Raw genomic sequence first — 19,674 nt, 5'->3', positions numbered from 1 at the left:
AGTATCGCCCGTCTCCGCGCGGCTGAAACCTATTTGACAAAGAAGTTCGTCCTAGTGTTCGGAACGCCGGCTGGTGTCTGCCCGGCGGTCGCGGTGAGATTGAACCAACGCAATCGTGCCGACCGGCGCCTACCCGTCGACCCGTCAGAAGGAATGATCCACATGAGTACCGAGGACTCCTGCCCGTCGAAGGCCAATCCGGCTATTGGTCGGCTGCCGCGCCCGGCTTCCATGATCACCAATGTTGATGTGTCCGCGCTGGTGGACACCGACGGCGGAATGATCGACCGTTCCATCTACACGGACCGTGGTCTTTACGGCCAGGAGATGCGCCGCGTGTTTGCCCGCAGCTGGCTGTTCCTGGCCCATGAGAGCCAGTTCAAGAAGCCCGGCGACTTCTTCACCACATTCATGGGTGAGGACCCGGTGATTGTCACCATGGACAAGACCAAGACCATCCGCGCCTACCTGAACTCCTGCCGCCACCGCGGGGTCCGCCTGTGCCGGGCTGATGCCGGCGCCACCAAGATGTTTACCTGTACGTACCACGGCTGGTCCTTTGACCTGGCCGGCGCACTGCAGTCCGTGCCCAATGAAAAGGCCTACCCGGAGGATTTCGACCGGAAGGACTGGAGCCTCATCGACGTGCCCAGCCTGGCTACGTACAAGGGACTCATCTTCGGCAACTGGGACCCCAACGCCGAACCCCTTGAGGAGAGCCTGGGGGACATGCGGTATTACATGGACGCCATGCTGGACCGTGATCCCGAGGGCACCGAGGTTATGGGCGGGGTCATGAAGTGGGAGCTGGAGGGCAACTGGAAGCTCGCCGCAGAGCAGTTTGCCACGGACTGGTACCACGTGAACATGTCCCACGCTTCGGCGCTGATGGTCATGTCCCCCACCGGACGCGGCCCCAAGGCAGAAATTGCCGCCACCCCGGGCCGGCAGTTCGTGGCGCCGAACGGCCACGGCGCAGGGTTCCCCACCCATCCGAAATCGCGGTTCGACGCCGGCCCCGTCCACGAGTACTACGACTATCCCGCCCTGCGCGAGCGGCTCGGTGACGCCGCAGTGGAGGGTCCCATGACCACCGGGCACGCCACGGTGTTCCCAAATTTCTCCTACCTTCCGGTCAACGGATCCATCCGCGTCTGGCACCCCAAGGGACCTGACAAGATAGAGGTTTGGGCCTGGATCCTGGTGGACAAGTCCATGCCGGACGAGGTCAAGGATGCACAGCGGCTGTACAACCTGCGCACCTTTGGGCCTTCGGGCATTTTCGAGGCCGACGACGGCGAGAACTGGTCCGAGGTCCAGGCCATCTCGCACGGGTTCGTGACCAACAGCGTGCCGCTGAACTTCCAGATGGGAATTGGCAGCGAACGGAACGACGGCGTGTACCCCGGCCAGACTTCCGAGCTGTACTCCGATGCCGCCGGACGCTCGTTCTACAAGCACTGGGCCGGGCTGATGAACACGCCGGCCTGGCATGAGCAGGGCCAGCCGGGCCAGTAACAGCAACTTTTGAGTTAGGACTTTTATCATGAGCGAAGCAATCAACCTGGGCAGCATCGACGACATCGATGAGGGCGAAGCGAAGGTGGTTTCCGGCGCCGAAAACGGCACCGGGGAGGACATCGCTGTTTTCCACGCCGAGGACGGCAACTTTTACGCCCTCGATGACAACTGCACCCACGAAACCGCGTCCCTGGCGGACGGCTGGATTGAGGGAACCGAGGTCGAATGCCCGGTGCACTCCGCGAAGTTCTGCCTGAAATCCGGAGCCGCGCTGTGCATGCCGGCAACGATTGCTGCGCGGACCCACAAGGTAGTTGTTGAAGACGGAGAGGTGCTGCTCTACCCGAACACCTCAGCAGTGCCGGCGTCTGCCTGACCACCCGCACTGCGGCCTGAACCGGCCACCGCTGCACCGAGCTGTACCGATCTGCAAGGAAGAACATTTCATGGCGCTTGAATCAGTCATCGTCGTAGGCGGCGGGATGGCGGGCTTCACTACGGTCAAGGACCTGCGAGCCCGCGGTTTCGAAGGAACGCTGACGATCGTCGATCCGGAGGGGTTGCCCTACGACAGGCCCCCGCTCAGCAAGGATTACCTCCTGGGCACCCGCACCGGCGAGCAGATCCAGCTGGCGGACGCTTCCTGGTTCGAGGAACAGAACGTTCAGGTGATCACCGGCAAGGCCGTGGCCCTGCGCCCGGACGAGGGCATGGTGATTCTGGAAAGCGGCCGGGAGCTGTCCGCGGACAAGATTGTGCTGGCCACCGGCGGAGCTGCCCGGCGGCTGGATATCCCCGGCGGAGATCTCGAGTCAGTCCTTGAACTGCGCAACCGTGCCGATGCGGACAATCTGCGCAGCCTGCTGCGGCCCGGAGTGCACCTGGCCATCATCGGGGCCGGGCTGATCGGTGCTGAAACGGCGTCTTCAGCGCTGGCATTCGACGCCGAGGTGACCCTGATCGATCCCGTGGAGCCGCCGCTGGTTCCCGCCGTCGGGCTTGCCCTTGCCGAGCGGCTGCACCACATGCACGGCGCCCGCGGCATCAAGGTGGTCACCGGCGTCCCCTTGGCCATCAGCGCCGACGAAGCCGCACACCGCATCGAGATGGACAGCGGTGAAGCGATCACGGCCGATCTGGTACTGGTGGGCATCGGCATCGTGCCGGAAACCGCACTGGCCGCATCTGCCGGGCTGGACATTGATAACGGAACCCTGGTTGACGACCACCAGCGCACCAGCCACCCCAATGTCTATGCCGTAGGTGATTCCTCCCGCACCCGGCAGCCGGACGGTACGCTCCTGCGCCGGGCCGAGCACTGGGAACATGCCATGCACACCGGATCGACGGCGGCCGCGGCGCTGCTCGGCCAGGACCTGCCGGTGCACGGCGCTTCCTGGTTCTGGTCCGACCGTCACGGCGTGCACGTTGAAGGCGTCGGATCGATGCTCGGCGACGGGATCATTGTGGTGCGCGAGAAGGACGGAGTCCCTGTGGCGAGCTTCCGGCTGGCGGCTGACGGCACCATGGCCGGCTGTGCCGCCATCGACGGCGGATTGACCGTCCGCGCTGCGCGCCGCATTATCGACCGCGGCATCCGGGTGGATCCCGTGCTCCTCGCGGATCCCGGCGTCGACCTCAAAAAACTTGCCCGCTGACCCTTTGACGAAACGTGAGCTGACACGATGACCGAGACCATGGCCCCGGCTGCGGGCACCGACATTCCACCGACGGACGGCCGGCTGGTCGACTCCGAGCTGGCGTACCGCGTCCAGCAGTTCTACTTCCGGGAAGCCGAGCTGCTTGATGACGGCCGCTTTGCGGACTGGCTGGAAGTCTTCGACGACGATCTGTTCTACTGGGCGCCGCTGCGGACCAACAGGCTGCGCCGCCAGGCCGCCCTCTCCGTGGGAGCCCAGGGCGAAGCCGCGTACTTCGATGAAACAAAGGAATCGCTGGCCTGGCGAATCCGCCGTTACGACTCCGGGATGGCCTGGGCGGAAGACCCGCCCTCGCGCACCCGGCACCTGATTTCGAACGTCACCGTCCACCACCAATCGGACGGAACGCTCAGCGCCCGATGCGCCTTCCTGGTGTACCGCAACCGGCTGCAGACGGAAACCGACATTTATGCCGGAGGCCGCACCGACATCCTTCGGATCCAGCCCGACGGCGGCTTCAAGGTGGCGCGCAGGGAAATCATGTTCGACGCCAATGTACTGCAGGCCAAAAACCTCAGCACGTTCTTCTAAGCCAACCAACAGGGCCGGTGGCCAGCCAACTCCGGAACCATCTCTCCGGGGTTCTGTTCCGCTGCGCGTCAAACCAGCACCTTCCACATCTGCGTATGAGAGGTACACATGTTTGCAACACAGCAGGCCGGCTGGCTGCAGGGCGACGTAGCCCTGATCACCGGCGGCGGCTCCGGCATCGGACAGGCGGTGGCCGAGCGTTATCTTGCCGAAGGGGCTTCCGTTGCCGTCTTTGGCCGCGACGCCGACAAACTGAAAGCGGTGGTGGAGGCATCCTCCGCCCCGGAACGTATGCTCGCTCTTCCCGGCGACGTGCGCAGCAGCGAAGACCTGCACGCTGCCGTCGCGCAGGTTGTAGCGCGCTTCGGAAAACTGGACATCCTGGTGCCCAATGCCGGGATCTGGGACTACAACCGGTCCATCACGCGCCTGGACGGACAGCAGCTCACTGACACGTTCAATGAATTGTTTTCCATCAATGTCCTGGGCTACCTGCTGACCGTGCAGGCCGCATGGCAGGAACTGGTCAAAACCCGCGGCAGCGTTGTCATGACACTGTCCAACGCCTCCTTCCATACTGCCGGCGGCGGGCCCGTGTACACGGCGTCCAAGTTTGCCGGCCGGGGCCTGGTCAACCAGCTGGCCTACGAATTGGCTCCGAAGGTCCGCGTCAACGGGGTGGCTGTGGGTGCCATGAACACCGATCTGCGCGGCCCGGCCTCCATTGGGCTGAATGAACGGACCATCTCCGACTCGTTTGCCCGGTCGGAGATCACCGGCAACAATCCGCTGATACCCCTGCATGACGCCTCCGTGGAGCCGCAGGACTTCACGGGTTCCTACGTGCTGCTGGCATCACGCAAAAACGCCGGCAACATCACCGGCGCCATTGTTCCCGTTGACGGCGGCATCGCGGTGCGCGGTTTCGGAGACCGGGCAGCAGGAGGAGACCAGCTGTGAGCACTGCAACCAACCTCAATCCGGTGGCGGCAGTCCACCGCGTTTCCGCGTATGCCCCGGAGTCGACGGCTCTGATCTACGAGGACCGGGAGATCAGCTATTCGTCACTGCTTGCGGAAGCCGGGCAGCTTGCTGCCGCTCTGCGTGCCAGGGGCGTGACCGAGGGGGACCGGGTGGCCTACCTGGGCCTTAACAGCGGAACCTTCATTAGCACCATGCTGGCCGCCTGGTGGGTGGGCGGGGTTTTTGAGCCCTTCAATTTCCGGCTTGCCCCGCGTGAAGTGAGCGTCCTGCTCCAGCGTTCCACCCCGAAAGTTCTCGTTGTTGAGCCGTGCCATCAGGACGTTGTGGAAATCCTGTCCGGATATGACGGTTTCGATGCCGGCGACCTGACGCTGGTGCTGGTCGACAATGATCCGGCTGTTCCCGCGGCAGCCGAAAACTCCCCGATCTGGACCCTGCTGAGCGATTTCCTCGGCGAGGGGGGAGGCCCGGCCCCGGAGGTTACCCCGCGGGTACAGGAAGATCTGGCCATTCTGATGTTCACCTCGGGGACCACCGGAGTTCCCAAGGGAGTGCAGCTTTCTTTCGGAAACCTGTGGTGGAACTCCGTCAACGTGGATTCCCTGGTGGATACCCGCCGCGGAGACGTCAACCTCGCCGTCGCCCCGCTGTTCCATATCGGCGGACTGAACGCCCTCACGCTCCGCGTCCTGGCACGGGGAGGAACCACGGTCATCCGCCGTGCCTTCGATCCCCGGCAAACGCTGCGGGACATTGAGCAGCACGGCGTTGCCCAGGCTTTCCTCGTGCCTGCACAGCTTTCCGCCATGCAGCAGGCAGAGAATTTCGAGGATGCCGATATCTCCAGCCTGAGGGCCCTCATCTGCGCGGGGGCTCCGGTTCCGACGGTGCTGCTGAAGCAGTATGAAGGCAAGGGCGTCCGTGTCCAGCAGGCCTGGGGGCTCACGGAAACGGCGCCGTTCGCCACGTACCTCCCGGCTGAACTGACCTATGCCAAAGCCGGATCGTGCGGCATCCCCATGCCGTACACGGAAGTGCGGATCGTTGATCCCGCAACCGGCAGCGACGTTGCTGAGCGCGGCAGCACCGGTGAGATGTGGGTAAAGGGACCCAACGTCACGCCGGGCTACTGGCATGACGCTTCGGCCACTAAAGCGGCTTTCAGCGACGGATGGTTCCGCAGCGGGGATATCGGATATCAGGATGAGGACGGATTCTTTTATATCGTCGACCGGCTCAAGGACATGATCGTAACCGGCGGAGAGAACGTCTATCCCGCTGAGGTTGAGCGCGCGCTCATGGAGTTTCCGGGCGTCCTTGATGTCGCCGTCGTCGGCGTTGAAGACAGCAAATGGGGAGAGTCCGTTGTTGCCGTCATGAGCTGCGTGGATGGAATTGTGCCGGACATCGAAGAGGTCCGTGCTTTCACCGGAACGTACCTTGCCCGCTACAAGCTGCCGAAGAAACTGGTGCTGACGGGTTCCGTTCCCCGCAACGGTGCCGGAAAACTGAACAAAATCGCCATCCGCGAGATGGCATCGGAGGAGAACTGACCATGTCTGCCGACGAAGTTGACCTTTTGAAGTGGCCCGCCAGCCTTCCCGCGTGCTGGTCCGCCGATCCGGTCCTGCCGGCAGCGGGTTTTGCCGAAGCCTTTGCCGTCACAGAGGCGGGCGAGCCCCGCGGTGTTGTGCAGGTTGGCTTCGTGGTCCGCGGAGAGCTGGATGCCGCCTACCCCGCGTCGGTGCGTGACCGTGTCCTGCAGCCTTCGGCGGACGCAGCTGCGGAAGCCCTGCAGCTCGTCTCGGAAAAGGTAATGGCAGCGGATCGGCAGTGCCGCCGCCTGGTGATCGCTACAGCGGAAGGCGATGTGGCAGAGATCGCCCGCGCGGAACGGGCCGGTTACCGCTACGTTGTGGACGTGGATCTGCCGGACCGGTCAGTGTCACTGATGGCGGCTGAACCGGCCTGGGTACTGGAGGAATCCCGCAGGATCGACGACGTTCCCACCCGCTGACACGGCCGCCGTCGTACTGCGTGTCAGCGGCCGCGCCGGCCGCACCTGCCGCGCTAGGCGCTCTGGACGAGCGGGCGGCGCATCTGGTGCTGCTGGCCGCTGACCGCGGCAACGGCCCGTGACGCCGCGTAACAAACCTTGCGCAGCGGCGTTGCCTGGGACTCCGGCACAAACTTGCCCACCGGTCCGGAGACGGAAAGCGCGGCAACCGGCCGCCCGTTGGGGCCGAAGACAGGGGCTGCGATGCAGTTGAGGCCGGTGAGGATCTCCTCCCGGTCGTAGGCGAGGTTGGTGCGCCGTACCTCCAGCAGCTCAGCCCGGAGCCGGGACGGGTTGGTGATGGTGGCCGGAGTCCAGTTGAGCATTCCCGCTGCCATAGCCTGCTCAGCGGCGTCCGGGTTGTAGGCCAACAGCACCTTGCCCACTGCCGTGCAGTAGCCCGGAGCCCGTCCGCCGATGCGTGACGGGCTGCGGACCTGAAGGTGGCCGTACAGCTTGTTCAGATAAACAACGTCAGTGCCGTCCAGGACTGCCAGATGCACCGTCTGCTTGCTCAGTACGTAAAGGTCCGCCAGGAAGGGTGTCAGGGCGTCCCGTATCCGGCCCTGCAGGGCGTCCTCCTGTGTGGCACCCAAATCCTGGATCATCTTGCCGAGCCGGTAGTTGTTGCCGGCACGCTCCACCGCGCCGTTGTCCTGCAGCGTGGCCAGAAGCCGGAAGGCAGTGGACTTGGACAGCGAGGCCCGGCGTGCAAGTTCGCTGACCCCGACGCCGATATACGCGTCGTCTCCGAAGGCACTGAGCAGTGACATGGCTTTGTCGACGGCCGTCCGCGAATCACGGACAGGTGGAGTGCTGCGGGTCATCGGTTCCTCCGACGCTGGAAGTGGGTGCTGGCCCGGATGGAGCGGGGCAACGTGCCGGCCTGTGGAACAACCGGGCAATATCAGTGTTGCCCGCCACAGATAGGCGTGTCAAACATGACATATTGTCACTTATATGTGACAGACTGGCCGGCATGCAGACCAACGAGCTGGTATCCCGGAATATTCGGCGCTTCAGGCTCGAGCGGGAACTGTCCCTCGGTGAGCTCGCTGCCCGCGCAGGCATCTCCAAGCAGACCCTGTCCAAAGTCGAGGCCGGAGTGGGCAACCCCACGGTGGATACCCTCGAGCGCGTGGGCCGGGGGCTGGGTGTGGGCATGCTCCGGCTTCTCACCGAATGGGGAACGCAGGTGCATCTGTCGCCGGCGGACGGGGCGTCCTGGCGGGCCTCACCGGCAGGGCAGGCCCGGCATCTGGACCGTGTCTACGGGTCCGGATATGTACGAACCCAGCTGCTGCGTCTTGAAGCGGGCCCCGAACTCTCCGTGGTTGAGCCGGACGGGACGGGAACACTTCATCAGTTGTACGTCGTCAGCGGAACGCTGGAGGCCGGGCCCGAAGCCGAGCTGCGGGTCCTTGGCGCCGGAGATTTCCTGCGTTTCCCCGGGGATGTCCGGCACTGTTACCGCGCAGTGGGCGGCCCGGCGGTTTCCCATCTGACCACCACGGCGCCGTCTGTTCCGCAGTTTGCACGGCAAGGTGATGATCCGGCCGAACCGCAGGGGAAAGTCCGGTAGCCCTGAGCAGCAGCTAGTTTTGTCATGGAGTTCAGGGCGCCAAAAACCGGGCAATAAAAAACCCGGTCCCACCAGCATTTATACTGGTGGGACCGGGTTTCTCAGTGGTGCGCGCGAAGGGATTCGAACCCCCAACCTTCTGATCCGTAGTCAGATGCTCTATCCGTTGAGCTACGCACGCATCTGGATTTTCTTTATTTTCCGGCCGGTGAGGCCTTCCTTCAAAGTTTCTCCGTGGCTGTTTTGCCGTAAATAACTATAGCCCAGATTTACAGACGCGCCTAATCGGGACCGCCGGCCGTAAAGTTACTAGACCGGTCTATATGACCTTCGTCACTTAACGGTAGGGTGCGAGCTGAAAGTTCCCTGAAATCTAGCTGAACCTCAGGTGTCGCCAAATATTGGTAATACCTTAGGTGCCGTGGTCCACGGCACACCGGCAACTAGCATCAAAACCACACCACTGGCCCAACGAAGGGAAGAGTCATGGGCGATGACGCGCGTCAGCTAGTTCTCAATGAGAGCGGCGACAACGCTGCTCCTAGCCATTTGGACAGCAACACACCGGGGGCCTCCGCGGATGCTCCCACCACCCACCAGGCACTCCTTGCGTGGGTCCAGCAAGTGGCCGAGCTGACGCAGCCTGATCGCGTTTATTGGGTGGATGGTTCCGAGGCGGAAAACAAGCGCCTCACCGATGAGCTGGTGGATGCTGGAACCCTGGTCCGGCTCAACCCGGAGACGTTCCCCAATTCCTTTGCCGCTTTCTCGGATCCGAAGGACGTGGCCCGCGTCGAAGAGCAGACCTTCATCTGCTCCGAGAAGAAGGAAGACGCCGGCTTCACCAATAACTGGATGGACCCGTCTGAAATGCGGGACAAGCTCAACGGGCTTTTCTCCGGTTCCATGCGCGGGCGCACCATGTACGTCATTCCCTTCGTCATGGGGCATCTGGAAGCCGAGGACCCCAAGTTCGGCGTCGAAATCACGGACAGCGCCTACGTGGTGGCATCGATGCGGATTATGGCCCGCATCGGGACCGACGTACTGCGGAAGATGGAGGAGCTGGACGCGTTCTTCGTGCCGGCCCTGCACTCCGTGGGGGCGCCCCTGGCCGAGGGCGAGCAGGACGTGGCCTGGCCCTGCAGCGACGACAAATGGATTGTGCACTTCCCCGAGGACCGTTCCATCTGGTCCTACGGTTCCGGCTACGGCGGCAACGCCCTCCTGGGCAAGAAGTGCTATGCCCTGCGCATAGCCTCCATCATGGCGCGCGACGAAGGCTGGCTGGCCGAGCACATGCTCATCCTGAAGCTCACCAGCCCGGCAAAGAAGGATTACTTCGTGGCGGCGGCTTTCCCCTCCGCCTGCGGCAAGACCAACCTTGCCCTGCTGGATCCCACGATTGAGGGCTGGAAGGTTGAGACCCTCGGTGACGACATCACCTGGATGCGGTTCGGCCACAACGGCGAACTGCGCGCCACCAACCCGGAAGCCGGTCTGTTCGGTGTCGCTCCGGGCACCGGATGGAGCACCAACCCCAACGCCATGCGGGCGATTGCCAAGGGCAACTCCATCTTCACCAACGTGGCACTGACCGACGACGGCGGTGTCTGGTGGGAAGGCATGACCGACGAAGCTCCGGCGCACCTGACCGACTGGCTGGGCAATGAGTGGACGCCGGAATCCGGGCGTCCCGCTGCGCATCCGAATTCGCGCTTTTGCACGCCGATCGACCAGATCGACATGCTGGCCGAGGAATACCACTCTCCCGACGGCGTGCCGGTATCAGCCATTCTCTTCGGCGGACGCCGCAAGACCACGGTTCCCCTGGTGACCCAGTCCCGAGACTGGACCAACGGCATCTTCATGGGCTCCACGCTGTCCTCGGAAACCACGGCTGCCGCGGCAGGCCAGGTGGGCGTGGTGCGCCGCGATCCGATGGCCATGCTGCCGTTCATGGGATACGACGCCGGTGACTACCTGCGGCACTGGATCACGCTCAGCGGCAAGGCCAACCAGGAGACACTGCCCAAAATCTTCCTGGTGAACTGGTTCCGCCGCACCGCCGACGGCGGATTCGCCTGGCCCGGATTCGGCGACAACTCCCGCGTGCTCAAGTGGGTTATCGAGCGGATCGAAGGAACCGCCGACGCCGTCGAGACCCCGATCGGTTACGTGCCCACCGGGGAGTCACTGGACCTCACCGGCCTGGACATGACGCCGGCCGATGTTGACGCCGCTGTGCATGTTGACCCGGAGGAATGGAAGAAGGAACTGGCGGGCATCGAAGAGTGGTACGCCCGCTTCGGTGAATCCCTGCCGGAGGATCTTGTGGCGGAGCTGCAGACGCTCAAGGAGCGCTTCGCGGCCGCCTAATCCGACAGGCAGCCAAAAGGCCGGCGGTACTGCGCAGATGCGCGGTACCGCCGGCCTTTTGGTCCGTGCGGGAAGCCTTAGGCTTCGCTGGACTCTTCGGGTCCCCAGACCAGCCGGTCGCCGGACTCCCACTGCGGTTCGTTGAAGGTCCACTCACCGTCGGTCTCGGAGTAGGTCTGAATCGCGGAGATGCAGACACCCTCGGAGTGCTCGGCCACAACGTGGATGGCATCGGTGGACTCATCCGGCAGGTGGATGTCGGAGAACACGGCTGCGGCGCGGTTGTCGCCCTTCTGCTCCGTGAGGACCTGGTAGATGTCATCGATCATGGCATCGGCGTCGAGGTCCTCGTCGCTTTCCTCCGGAGCCACGGCAATCATCCGCAGCTCGCCGTCGTTCTGGACCACCAGAGCGGCGGGCAGGAACGCGCCCTGCGCTTCCAGCTGCTCCTGGGCGACACCCAAAGCGGTGCCCAGCAGGGAATTCAGGTCCTCCTGGACCTGGGCGGAGGGCTCGGAGCCGTTCAGTTCAACATCAGCCATTGGTTTTAGTTCCTAACTAGTTCAAGTACGCGGTCGCGGACCCGCACCATGGTGGGAAGGTCTTCGGCCTCGGCGTTCAGCCGGAGGAAGGGTTCGGTGTTCGACGCGCGGAGGTTAAACCACCACTGTCCGTCATCGGCGGTGAAAGTCAATCCATCGAGCGTATCCACGGTGACGCCGTCGCGGTCAAATTCCGCCCGGACCCGGGCCACGGCCGCGGGAACGTCGGAGAGCTCTGAATTGATCTCGCCGGAGGCAAAGTACGGCTCATATTCACGGGCCAGGTCGGAGAGCGGCAGCGTCTGCTCGCCCAGTGCCGCGAGCACGTGCATGGCCGCAAGCATGCCGGTATCAGCGTTGTAGAAGTCGCGGAAGTAGTAGTGGGCAGAGTGCTCGCCGCCGAAGACGGCGCCTTCCTCGGCCATCAAAGCCTTGATAAAGGAATGGCCCACGCGCGTGCGGACGGCGCGGCCGCCGTCGGCCTCCACCAGCTCGGGAACGGCGCGCGAAGTGATGAGGTTGTGGATGATGACCGGCGTCGCTTCTCCGGCGGCCTTTGCCCGTGCGATCTCGCGGCGGGCCACCAGGGCGGTGATGGCCGAAGGGCTCACCGGGTCGCCCTTCTCATCGATCACGAAGCAGCGGTCGGCGTCGCCGTCGAAGGCCAGGCCCAGGTCCGCGCCGTGCTCAACGACGGCAGCCTGCAGGTCCACCAGGTTCGCCGGCTCCAGCGGGTTGGCCGGGTGGTTCGGGAAGGAACCGTCCAGCTCGAAATACAGGTCAACAATGTCCAGCGGAAGCCCGGCCAGCAGCGTGTCGCCCAGGACAGCCGGTGTGGTGAGGCCGGCCATGCCGTTGCCTGCGTCCACAACTACTTTCAGCGGCCGGATGGCGGTCAGATCCACGAGGCTGCGCAGGTATTCGGAATAATCGCGCAGGATGTCGCGGACACTGATCTGGCCCGGCGTGGCGACGGAGGGGATACTGCCGTCGTTGAGGTACTGCTCGGCCAGGGCCTGGATCTCGTGGAGGCCCGTCTCAGAGGAGATGGGAACAGCTCCGGCCTTGGCCATCTTGATGCCGTTGTACTGCGCCGGGTTGTGGCTGGCCGTGAAAGTGGCGCCGGCCGCGTTGAGGGCGCCGCAGGCGTAGTAGAGCTCATCTGTGGAGATGAGATCCAGCAGGAGGACGTTGGCGCCGCGCATGGTGGCGCCGGCAGCGAAGTCCTTGATGAATTCGGGAGAGGACGGGCGCATGTCTCCGCCCACCAGAACGGTCTGACCGGCAAGATCAAGCACGTCCACAAATGCGGCACCTACGGCTTTGACGATCTGCGGGGTGATGGTCTCGCCTACGACACCGCGGACGTCGTAGGCCTTAAAGGACGCGGAAAGATCGAATGCACTAGTCACCCCGACAGTCTATAGGCCAGCTCCGGCAGCTCGGTTGCCGAATCCGTTGCCTGTCCACAGAGGATTTTGTCCACAGGGGCGTATCGGATCGGAGGAAACAGTCAGTACCAGCTGGAATAGTGGAAGGTATGGATATCCGGCAAGACATCACCCACCCAGAAACCGCACAGCAGGAACTTACAGAGCAGGAACCCGCACGGCAGGCTTCAGAGTCCGGTTATGACGTCGCGCCTGATGCCGGTCTGCGGGCTGAAGCCGTGGGCTTGCTTCGTGCCCTGGTAGGAAATGACACGGCCGAGTTCCATGAGGGGCAGTATGAAGCCATCGAGGCCCTGGTCTCCGGCGGACGGCGGGCCCTGGTGGTCCAGCGCACCGGCTGGGGAAAGTCGGCCGTCTACTTCGTCGCGAGCCTGCTGCTGCGTGCCCGCGGTGCCGGTCCCACACTGATTGTCTCGCCGCTGCTGGCGCTGATGCGGGACCAGGTGGCCGCTGCCGCCCGTGCCGGTGTGCGTGCGGCGGCAATCAACTCCGCCAATCAGCTGGAATGGCAGGACATCTCCGCCAAGCTGGAAACCGATGAAGTGGATGTTCTTCTCGTCTCGCCCGAGCGCCTGAATAATCCGGGGTTCCGGGAAACCCATTTGCCGGAGCTGATTCGCCGCTCCGGCCTGCTGGTCATTGATGAAGCGCACTGCATCTCCGACTGGGGCCACGACTTCCGCCCGGATTACCGGCGCATCCGCAGCCTGATCGAGCAGCTGCCCGCCTCGGTTCCGGTGCTGGCCACCACCGCAACGGCCAACTCCCGCGTCGTGAAGGACATCGAGGAGCAGCTGGCCTCCGGCGGTGAAGACGTGTTCACCATCCGCGGGGCACTGGCCCGGCAGTCCCTCCGTCTGGGGGTGCTGCGGCTGCCCACAGCCAAGGCCCGGCTGGGATGGCTCCTTACCCACCTCGACGAGCTGCCCGGCTCCGGCATCATTTATGCACTCACTGTCTCCGCCGCGGAGGATACAGCCCGCCTGCTGCAAAAGGCAGGACATCCCGTCCTCGCCTACACCGGGCGCACCGATCCTGCGGACCGGGAACAGGCTGAAGCGGCGCTCAAGAACAACGAGGTCAAGGCCCTGGTGGCCACGAGTGCCCTGGGCATGGGGTTTGATAAGCCTGACCTGGGGTTCGTGGTTCACCTCGGCGCTCCGTCCTCGCCGGTGGCCTACTACCAGCAGGTGGGCCGTGCCGGCCGCGGCACCCCGAGCGCCGATGTGCTTCTTCTTCCCGGTGCCGAGGACAAGGACATCTGGGAGTACTTCGCCACTTCGTCCATGCCCGCGGAAGGCCCGGCCACTGCGGTGCTGTCGGAGCTCGCAGCCGGTGCCGTCATGTCCACGGGAGCCCTGGAAACACGGGTCAACCTGAAGCGCTCGCCGCTGGAACTGCTGCTGAAGGTTCTGGCAGTGGACGGCGCGGTTGAACGGGTCGCGGGGGGATGGCGCGGCACGGGAGAACCATGGAGTTATGACCGGGAACGTTATGAACGGATTTCGGCCGCCCGGGTCCGCGAACAGCAGGCGATGCTGGATTATGAAAGCACCACCGGCTGCCGCATGGAGTTTCTTTCCGTTCAGCTCGATGATCCCGCTGCAGCTCCGTGCGGGCGGTGCGACAACTGCGCCGGACGCTGGTTCTCCTCAGAGGTGGCGGAAGAAGCCACTGACAGTGCGGGACAGGCTCTGAGCCGGGTGGGAGTGGATGTGGATCCGCGCGGCATGTACCCCTCCGGCATGGATCGCCTGGGGGTTCCGGTGAAGGGGAAGATCAAGCCCGATCTGGCCTTGTCCACCGGCCGTGCGCTGGCCCGCCTGACCGACCTCGGCTGGGGTGGCCGGCTGCGGGAGATTTTCGGCCCGGAAGCGGCGGACACCACCGTGGATGATGCTCTCCTGAAAGGCTGTGTGCAGGTGCTGGCGCAGTGGGGCTGGGACCAGCGGCCGGTGGCCGTGGTCAGCATTCCCTCCCGCTCCCGGCCCCAACTGGTCGGGTCGCTGGCACACGGCATCTCACGTCTGGGACGGATCCCGTATCTGGGGGCGCTGCAGCTGCCGCACGGCGGCCCCACCGGAGGGTCCGGCGGAAACAGCGCCTTTAGGCTGGCATCCGTCTGGGACCAGTTTGCTGTTCCTGAAGAGGGAGCAGCCTGGTTTGCTGCCAACCCCGGTCCGGTTTTGCTGGTGGATGACTTCGCGGACAGCCGCTGGACCCTGACCGAGGCCGGTCGGGTGCTCAGGCAGGCCGGCGCGGCTTCCGTGCTGCCTTTTGTCCTGGCGTTGAAGGCATAGCGAACAACTCGTACACGGCCGGATCGGGGGCGATGCGGGCTATTTGCGGTGCCGGAGTCCGGACCTGCGGTGGTGTTGACGGAAGCGGGGCGGGGGCCGTTTCCGGCTCCTTTCGTGCTGCGTCCTTGGTTTTCCTACGGGGTGTTTCCTTCGGCGCTGAAGCCGGAATCACTGCCGCCCGGTGCTGGTCCGGCGTCACGGGACTGGGCGGCGAACCGGTTCGGGGTGAGGCAACAGTGCGGGGTAAATCGTCCGCCGGCGGACGGCGGAGCCAGCGCTCAGCGGATGAAACATGGACGGTCATGAGGGAGCGCGCGAGCTCGGCGTCGCCCACGGTCAGGGCTTCGAGGATGGCCGCATGCTCCCCAATGACAGTCTCTTCCGCTCCTGCCTCGGTAATCCGCTGCCAGGTCCGCAGCCGCAATGCGCTGCCGGTCAGCGAGTCCAGCAGCCCGGCCAGATAAGGGTTTCCGGAGGCGCGTGCAATGAGCGAGTGGAAGGTGAAATCGTGGGCGGCCAGATCGGCGGCTGAGGCTTCCGGCGGAACGGACTCCAGACACTTGCGCAGAGCCGCCACGGAACGGGTATCGATCCGTCCGGCAGCGTGGGCGGCAGCCCCGGGCTCAAGGATGCGCCTCACCTCCAGCAGCTCAGCGGCCGAGCTCTCCTGGTGGATCTCCACCATGAAGCCCATGGTTTCCGTCAGGAGACCGGGTTCCAGACTTGTCACGTAGGTGCCGTCGCCTCGGCGGACATCAAGTACGCGGATCAACTCCAGTGCCTTTACGGCTTCCCGAAGAGAACTGCGCGACAGACCGAGCTGTTCGCTCAGTTCATTCTCCGGCGGAAGCCGGTCACCAGCCTTGAGCTGCCCGCTGATGAGCATCTCCTTGATCTTGGTAATCGCTTCATCGGTAACAGCCACCCGACTATCTTAGGGTCTGCTGTGGGACAGCCCGACGGGCCAGGAAGAGCGAACCGGTGCCGTGCGGCGCCGGCCCTTTGAATGTCGCCCGTTGAGTGTCGCTGGTGTGGGAGTCAGTCACCCATCGAATGTCGAGCAGATGTTGTTTCCGCTGGTCGAGTGTCGAGCTCCTGCCGGAATCCGGCGGGCTAAGTCAACGGGATGTCTACAGTCGGCGGGAGTGAGCGGCGGGATGCCCACACTCGACCGGGACGGTGCAGGAAACTTCAGTCGCCGGTGAAGACTGCGGGACGGCGTTCAGCGAAGGCGGTTGCCGCTTCATGGAAATCACGGCTGGCCAGAAAAGCCGAGTTCCAGACCTGAACGTAATCGAGCCCGGCCCGGACGGAGGCTTCGCGGCCGTGGTTCATCACCTGTTTCACACCCTGCACCACCAGCGGAGGATTAGCGGCAACCACGGCGGCCAGTTCGCGTCCGCGGCCGACGACGTCGTCCGCCAGTTCTGTGACCAGCCCCAGGCTGTGGGCGCGGCCGGCGTCGAAATCTTCGCCGGTGAGAGCGAGATGTCGGGTAGGTCCTTCGCCGATGATGCCGGGAAGCCGCTGGAGGGATCCCAGGTCCGCAACTATGGCAACCTTCACCTCCCGGACACTGAACCTGGCGGCCGGGGACGCAATACGGATATCTGCGGCAGCGATGACGTCAATCGCACCGCCGATGCACCAGCCGTCCACGGCTGCGATGACGGGCTTCGCGCAGCGGGCCAGAGAATTCACTGACTCCTGGAGGTCACGAATACTGCGCCGGAAGCCTTCCCGCCGGCGGGCATCCATGCCGTCGGCAGACAGCATGGGAGCAAAAACCGGAGCCATGGCCGGCAGATCCAGCCCGTAGCTGAAGTTTCCGCCGGAACCGTACAGCAGCACGGAGCGCACGCTCTCATCCGCGCTCAGGGCGTCAAAGACTTCGGGGAGTTCCCGCCAAAAATCCGGTCCCATCGCGTTTCCCTTGGACGGACCTATGAGCTCAACGTCGGCTACTCCGTCAGCAATGCGCAGGCTCAGCGAACGCAGGGAAGTGCTCAGGCTCATGGCGTCTCCAATGATCAGCGGGCAGGGCTGCACGTCAATATACCGGCAGGAAGGTGCCGCTGCCGCGGGCAAAGCTAGGATCGGTATATGGAGTTCCTGGTGATTGTTCTTTTTGTCGTAGCCATTGTTGCGGTCAACTTCGTGATCAGCCGCGCCCAGCGGAGGAAGAAGCAGACCGACGGCGAGTCTCCGGCGGGCGGAGAAAGCCGGAGTGCGTCCAAGGGAGCGGCCAAAGCTGCTCCGGGAACGCCCCGGACCTCCGTTGAGGCGGCGCGCGAGGCCAATGCGCGGCTGGACGAGACCCAGCACCAGCAGGTGTACGCAGCGATTGCCCAGGGGCATCCCATTAAGGCCGTCAAACTTTACGCCCAGTTCACCGGCGTCGGGGTCCGTGCCGCAGGCGCCGCAGTGGAGAATCTCGCGGTGCACCCGCAGCCGCACCACCCTCAGCAGCCGCAAAAGCCGCAGCGTCCGGCCCCGGACGCTCCTGCCGGTGCTGCAGCCGCTGAACCGGTTGCAGCCGCTGAACCGGTTGCAGCGGCTGAACCGGGGGAAGCCGGCGAACCGGGGTCTCCGAAAATCGGGGACACCGGTTCACCGGTCACTGGCCGGACAGCAGCGGATCAGCATTTGGGCCCTGACACGTTGCACGCCCCTGACCTGGAGGCGGACAGGAAATCAGACCGGGAGGATATCAATCCGAAGGATGCAGCGCCGGAGGGCCCGCTCGCTTCCGCGGACAAGCCCCGCCAGGGTCCGGCAGCCAAACCTTCCGCCACTCCTGAAGAAGACGAAATCAGCAAGTGGGTCAAGAACCTCCGCCCGGAGGACTTCTAGGATCTGCCGCAGATGTCCTGCCCGTTCGCCTGTTATGCCGGGGGAAGCTGCCGGGAGCGCTGGTTTCGGCCGTCTGCTCCATAGGGATAGTTGCCAACGGCCGGCCGGCTCAGCTCGGTAAGCTGCTTTTCCTCGGCAGCAGTGAGCCGGAGGGCGGCAGCACCAAGATTGTCAGTGAGCTGCTCCACCGTGCGGGCACCGAGGATCACCGAGGTGACACCCGGTTGGGCGGCAAGCCAGGCCAGGGCCACTTGGGCAGAGCTGGCTCGATGCGCATCGGCAATGGCTTTCAAGGCATCGATGATCTGCCAGGTGTGTTCATTGTTGCTGCGCAGATCCCAGCCCTGGAACTGACGGGCGGGGTTGTCTCCAACCCGCGTCTTGCCCGCCGGAACTGATTCCCTCCGGTACTTGCCCGTGAGCCATCCGCCTGCCAGGGGCGACCAGGGCAACAGGCCCAGTCCGGCGTCGAGCGCTGCCGGCACTACTTCAGACTCAATTTCGCGTTCCAGCAGGTTGTACTGCGGCTGCAGGGTCACCGGCTCGTTCCAGCCGTGCATCCGGGCGGTGTACACCGCTTTGGTCAGCTGCCAGCCGGTGAAGTTGGAGAGGCCGTAATAGCTGATTTTTCCGGCTGTGACGGCGTCTTGGAGGAAACCAAGGGTCTCTTCCAGAGGGGTCAGCGGGTCCCAGGAGTGCAGCTGGTACAGGTCAATGTGGTCCACACCCAGCCGCTTCAGCGACGCGTCCAGTGCCTGGCGAAGATGCCTGCGCGAGGTGCCCAGATCATTCGGTCCGGCGCCCATGGGGAACCGGCCCTTGGTGGCGAGCACCAGGTTCCTCGCCGCCTCCGGGCGGGCCTGCAGCCAGTGGCCGATGATTTCCTCAGAGGCACCCTCGGTGTAGACATCCGCGGTGTCGATGAAGTTGCCGCCGGCTTCGACGTAGGCGTTCAGCAGTGCGTGGGAGACGTGCTGGTCCGATTCGTTGCCGAAGGTCATGGTGCCGAGGGCGTAACTGCTGACAACAGTGCCGCTGCGGCCCAGAAGGCGCATTTCCATGGAAGGGTCCTTTGCTTGATTCTGTCGGACTGACAGCATATGCGTGGTCGGCCGGTACTTGTCTCCCTATCTCTGGGCGATGATGCCGCGCTGCGTGTACCCAGCGATTTCGGCATCCGAAAAGCCGTGGTCGGATAGCACGGCATGACTGTGTTCGCCCAGGAGCGGGGGAGCGGAGTGCAGCCACGGCGCGTCACCTGTGTCGGCAGGACGGCCCAGCACCTGCAAGTCGCCCAACGTTGTATGACGCACCGTGCCGGCCAATTCCAATTCCGTTGCGAGGGGGTGGTTGAAAACTTCGTCCACTGACAGCACGGGGCCGCAGGGGATTCCCGCGCCGTTGATGATTGTTCAGGACTGCCAAACCTCCGACATGGTGTTTGGCGTGGGCGAGCTTCTTGAGTGGATAACCCGGTGGATCACTTTGAAGCCCGGAGACAGGGTGGAGGTTGAAATCGCCGGTATAGGCGCACTGGCCAATACGGTGGGCCGGCGGTCGTAAGAAACAAAAAAACCCCCGGTTGCCCGGGGGTTTTAGCGCGGAGACGGGGAGATTTGAACTCCCGGTGGGCTTTAGGCCCACACTTCATTAGCAGTGAAGCCCATTCGGCCGCTCTGGCACGTCTCCAACATGCTTCTCAACATGGCTTGCAGCTTCCGCTGCCAGCCTGACAAGACTACCCATAAGGGGCG

At 64.1% G+C, this 19,674-nt stretch carries 18 protein-coding genes and 2 tRNA genes; 11 read left to right on the top strand and 9 right to left on the bottom strand.

All coding sequences use genetic code 11. The annotated features are described in order from the left end of the window. The first annotated feature begins 162 nt into the window (after window positions 1-162). The 7 genes from QMA10_RS09380 to QMA10_RS09350 all read left to right on the top strand — a co-directional run bounded on the left by QMA10_RS09380 (window position 163) and on the right by QMA10_RS09350 (window position 6,774). Window positions 163-1,518 (top strand): aromatic ring-hydroxylating dioxygenase subunit alpha, encoded by a 1,356-nt coding sequence (locus tag QMA10_RS09380; RefSeq protein ID WP_290167772.1) that lies wholly within the window; start codon window positions 163-165, stop codon window positions 1,516-1,518. A gap of 28 nt (window positions 1,519-1,546) precedes the next feature. After that, window positions 1,547-1,897 (top strand): bifunctional 3-phenylpropionate/cinnamic acid dioxygenase ferredoxin subunit, encoded by a 351-nt coding sequence (locus tag QMA10_RS09375; RefSeq protein WP_104104844.1) that lies wholly within the window; start codon window positions 1,547-1,549, stop codon window positions 1,895-1,897. A gap of 70 nt (window positions 1,898-1,967) precedes the next feature. Further along, window positions 1,968-3,179 carry an FAD-dependent oxidoreductase gene (locus QMA10_RS09370; protein ID WP_290167771.1) on the top strand — a complete coding sequence of 404 codons (1,212 nt, stop codon included), beginning with the start codon at window positions 1,968-1,970 and terminating at the stop codon, window positions 3,177-3,179. A 27-nt stretch (window positions 3,180-3,206) separates the two neighbouring features. Beyond that, window positions 3,207-3,773, top strand: coding sequence for a 3-phenylpropionate/cinnamic acid dioxygenase subunit beta (locus tag QMA10_RS09365; RefSeq protein ID WP_290167769.1), 567 nt, complete (start codon window positions 3,207-3,209; stop codon window positions 3,771-3,773). A 108-nt stretch (window positions 3,774-3,881) separates the two neighbouring features. Beyond that, entirely contained in the window at window positions 3,882-4,733 is an 852-nt protein-coding gene (locus QMA10_RS09360; protein WP_290167768.1) for an SDR family NAD(P)-dependent oxidoreductase, read from the top strand. Next, the gene (locus tag QMA10_RS09355) at window positions 4,730-6,310 is read left to right on the top strand and encodes an AMP-binding protein (protein WP_290167765.1); all 1,581 of its coding nucleotides are present in this window, start codon (window positions 4,730-4,732) and stop codon (window positions 6,308-6,310) included. The genes QMA10_RS09360 and QMA10_RS09355 overlap by 4 nt, the downstream gene beginning before the upstream one ends. A 2-nt stretch (window positions 6,311-6,312) precedes the next feature. Continuing rightward, on the top strand, window positions 6,313-6,774 hold the full coding sequence (locus QMA10_RS09350; protein WP_290167763.1) for a hypothetical protein: 462 nt from the start codon (window positions 6,313-6,315) through the stop codon (window positions 6,772-6,774). Between the two features lie 53 nt (window positions 6,775-6,827). Here QMA10_RS09350 and QMA10_RS09345 read toward each other — a convergent pair whose 3' ends face one another. Further along, window positions 6,828-7,640 (bottom strand): IclR family transcriptional regulator, encoded by an 813-nt coding sequence (locus QMA10_RS09345; RefSeq protein WP_290167762.1) that lies wholly within the window; start codon window positions 7,638-7,640, stop codon window positions 6,828-6,830. A 152-nt stretch (window positions 7,641-7,792) separates the two neighbouring features. On the opposite strand from QMA10_RS09345, the gene QMA10_RS09340 reads away from it, so the two are divergent. Beyond that, a complete protein-coding gene (locus QMA10_RS09340; RefSeq protein ID WP_290167761.1) occupies window positions 7,793-8,395 on the top strand; it encodes a helix-turn-helix domain-containing protein in 603 nt (200 codons plus the stop codon). 105 nt (window positions 8,396-8,500) lie between these two features. Here the strand turns inward: QMA10_RS09340 and QMA10_RS09335 are convergent. Next, window positions 8,501-8,576, bottom strand: a tRNA-Arg gene (locus QMA10_RS09335). A gap of 305 nt (window positions 8,577-8,881) precedes the next feature. Here QMA10_RS09335 and QMA10_RS09330 point away from each other — a divergent pair. Continuing rightward, entirely contained in the window at window positions 8,882-10,774 is a 1,893-nt protein-coding gene (locus QMA10_RS09330) for a phosphoenolpyruvate carboxykinase (GTP) (RefSeq protein WP_290167759.1), read from the top strand. 77 nt (window positions 10,775-10,851) lie between these two features. Here QMA10_RS09330 and QMA10_RS09325 read toward each other — a convergent pair whose 3' ends face one another. Both QMA10_RS09325 and QMA10_RS09320 read right to left on the bottom strand, forming a co-directional pair. After that, window positions 10,852-11,316, bottom strand: a complete 465-nt coding sequence (locus QMA10_RS09325) for a hypothetical protein (protein ID WP_290167758.1) — start codon at window positions 11,314-11,316, stop codon at window positions 10,852-10,854. A gap of 5 nt (window positions 11,317-11,321) precedes the next feature. Next, window positions 11,322-12,728, bottom strand: coding sequence for a phosphomannomutase/phosphoglucomutase (locus tag QMA10_RS09320; protein WP_290167757.1), 1,407 nt, complete (start codon window positions 12,726-12,728; stop codon window positions 11,322-11,324). 128 nt (window positions 12,729-12,856) lie between these two features. On the opposite strand from QMA10_RS09320, the gene QMA10_RS09315 reads away from it, so the two are divergent. Next, on the top strand, window positions 12,857-15,067 hold the full coding sequence (locus QMA10_RS09315) for a RecQ family ATP-dependent DNA helicase (protein WP_290167756.1): 2,211 nt from the start codon (window positions 12,857-12,859) through the stop codon (window positions 15,065-15,067). Here QMA10_RS09315 and QMA10_RS09310 read toward each other — a convergent pair. Beyond that, on the bottom strand, window positions 15,012-15,992 hold the full coding sequence (locus QMA10_RS09310) for an FCD domain-containing protein (RefSeq protein WP_356834419.1): 981 nt from the start codon (window positions 15,990-15,992) through the stop codon (window positions 15,012-15,014). The genes QMA10_RS09315 and QMA10_RS09310 overlap by 56 nt on opposite strands. Before the next feature lie 266 nt (window positions 15,993-16,258). Continuing rightward, window positions 16,259-17,083 carry a crotonase/enoyl-CoA hydratase family protein gene (locus QMA10_RS09305; protein ID WP_290167755.1) on the bottom strand — a complete coding sequence of 275 codons (825 nt, stop codon included), beginning with the start codon at window positions 17,081-17,083 and terminating at the stop codon, window positions 16,259-16,261. Window positions 17,084-17,170: 87 nt separating this feature from the next. Here QMA10_RS09305 and QMA10_RS09300 point away from each other — a divergent pair, with 87 nt between their 5' ends. Further along, window positions 17,171-17,920: a hypothetical protein gene (locus tag QMA10_RS09300; RefSeq protein WP_290167753.1), complete on the top strand. Its 750-nt coding sequence runs from the start codon at window positions 17,171-17,173 to the stop codon at window positions 17,918-17,920. A 32-nt stretch (window positions 17,921-17,952) separates the two neighbouring features. Here the strand turns inward: QMA10_RS09300 and QMA10_RS09295 are convergent, their stop codons facing one another. From QMA10_RS09295 to QMA10_RS09290, 3 genes are all read right to left on the bottom strand, one after another. Next, window positions 17,953-18,981 (bottom strand): aldo/keto reductase, encoded by a 1,029-nt coding sequence (locus QMA10_RS09295; protein WP_290167751.1) that lies wholly within the window; start codon window positions 18,979-18,981, stop codon window positions 17,953-17,955. 66 nt (window positions 18,982-19,047) lie between these two features. Further along, window positions 19,048-19,326: a CoA transferase gene (locus tag QMA10_RS17675; RefSeq protein WP_356834458.1), complete on the bottom strand. Its 279-nt coding sequence runs from the start codon at window positions 19,324-19,326 to the stop codon at window positions 19,048-19,050. Window positions 19,327-19,521: 195 nt separating this feature from the next. After that, window positions 19,522-19,609 (bottom strand) — tRNA-Ser (locus QMA10_RS09290). Between the last annotated feature and the right edge of the window lie 65 nt (window positions 19,610-19,674).

Origin of the sequence: Arthrobacter sp. APC 3897, from assembly GCF_030407495.1 — a bacterium.
GTDB lineage: Bacteria > Actinomycetota > Actinomycetes > Actinomycetales > Micrococcaceae > Arthrobacter_B.
The sequence above is the reverse complement of the archived record's forward strand: the minus strand, read 5'-3'. Positions and strand labels throughout refer to the sequence as shown.

Coding starts and splice junctions, on each gene's coding strand:
- QMA10_RS09295 (WP_290167751.1), bottom strand. CDS start 18,981: ATGGAAATGCGCCTTCTGGGCCGCAGCGGCACTGTTGTCAGCAGTTAC.
- QMA10_RS09315 (WP_290167756.1), top strand. CDS start 12,857: ATGGATATCCGGCAAGACATCACCCACCCAGAAACCGCACAGCAGGAA.
- QMA10_RS09305 (WP_290167755.1), bottom strand. CDS start 17,083: ATGAGCCTGAGCACTTCCCTGCGTTCGCTGAGCCTGCGCATTGCTGAC.
- QMA10_RS09360 (WP_290167768.1), top strand. CDS start 3,882: ATGTTTGCAACACAGCAGGCCGGCTGGCTGCAGGGCGACGTAGCCCTG.
- QMA10_RS09300 (WP_290167753.1), top strand. CDS start 17,171: ATGGAGTTCCTGGTGATTGTTCTTTTTGTCGTAGCCATTGTTGCGGTC.
- QMA10_RS09345 (WP_290167762.1), bottom strand. CDS start 7,640: ATGACCCGCAGCACTCCACCTGTCCGTGATTCGCGGACGGCCGTCGAC.
- QMA10_RS09330 (WP_290167759.1), top strand. CDS start 8,882: ATGGGCGATGACGCGCGTCAGCTAGTTCTCAATGAGAGCGGCGACAAC.
- QMA10_RS09370 (WP_290167771.1), top strand. CDS start 1,968: ATGGCGCTTGAATCAGTCATCGTCGTAGGCGGCGGGATGGCGGGCTTC.
- QMA10_RS09350 (WP_290167763.1), top strand. CDS start 6,313: ATGTCTGCCGACGAAGTTGACCTTTTGAAGTGGCCCGCCAGCCTTCCC.
- QMA10_RS09365 (WP_290167769.1), top strand. CDS start 3,207: ATGACCGAGACCATGGCCCCGGCTGCGGGCACCGACATTCCACCGACG.
- QMA10_RS09340 (WP_290167761.1), top strand. CDS start 7,793: ATGCAGACCAACGAGCTGGTATCCCGGAATATTCGGCGCTTCAGGCTC.
- QMA10_RS09375 (WP_104104844.1), top strand. CDS start 1,547: ATGAGCGAAGCAATCAACCTGGGCAGCATCGACGACATCGATGAGGGC.
- QMA10_RS09325 (WP_290167758.1), bottom strand. CDS start 11,316: ATGGCTGATGTTGAACTGAACGGCTCCGAGCCCTCCGCCCAGGTCCAG.
- QMA10_RS09380 (WP_290167772.1), top strand. CDS start 163: ATGAGTACCGAGGACTCCTGCCCGTCGAAGGCCAATCCGGCTATTGGT.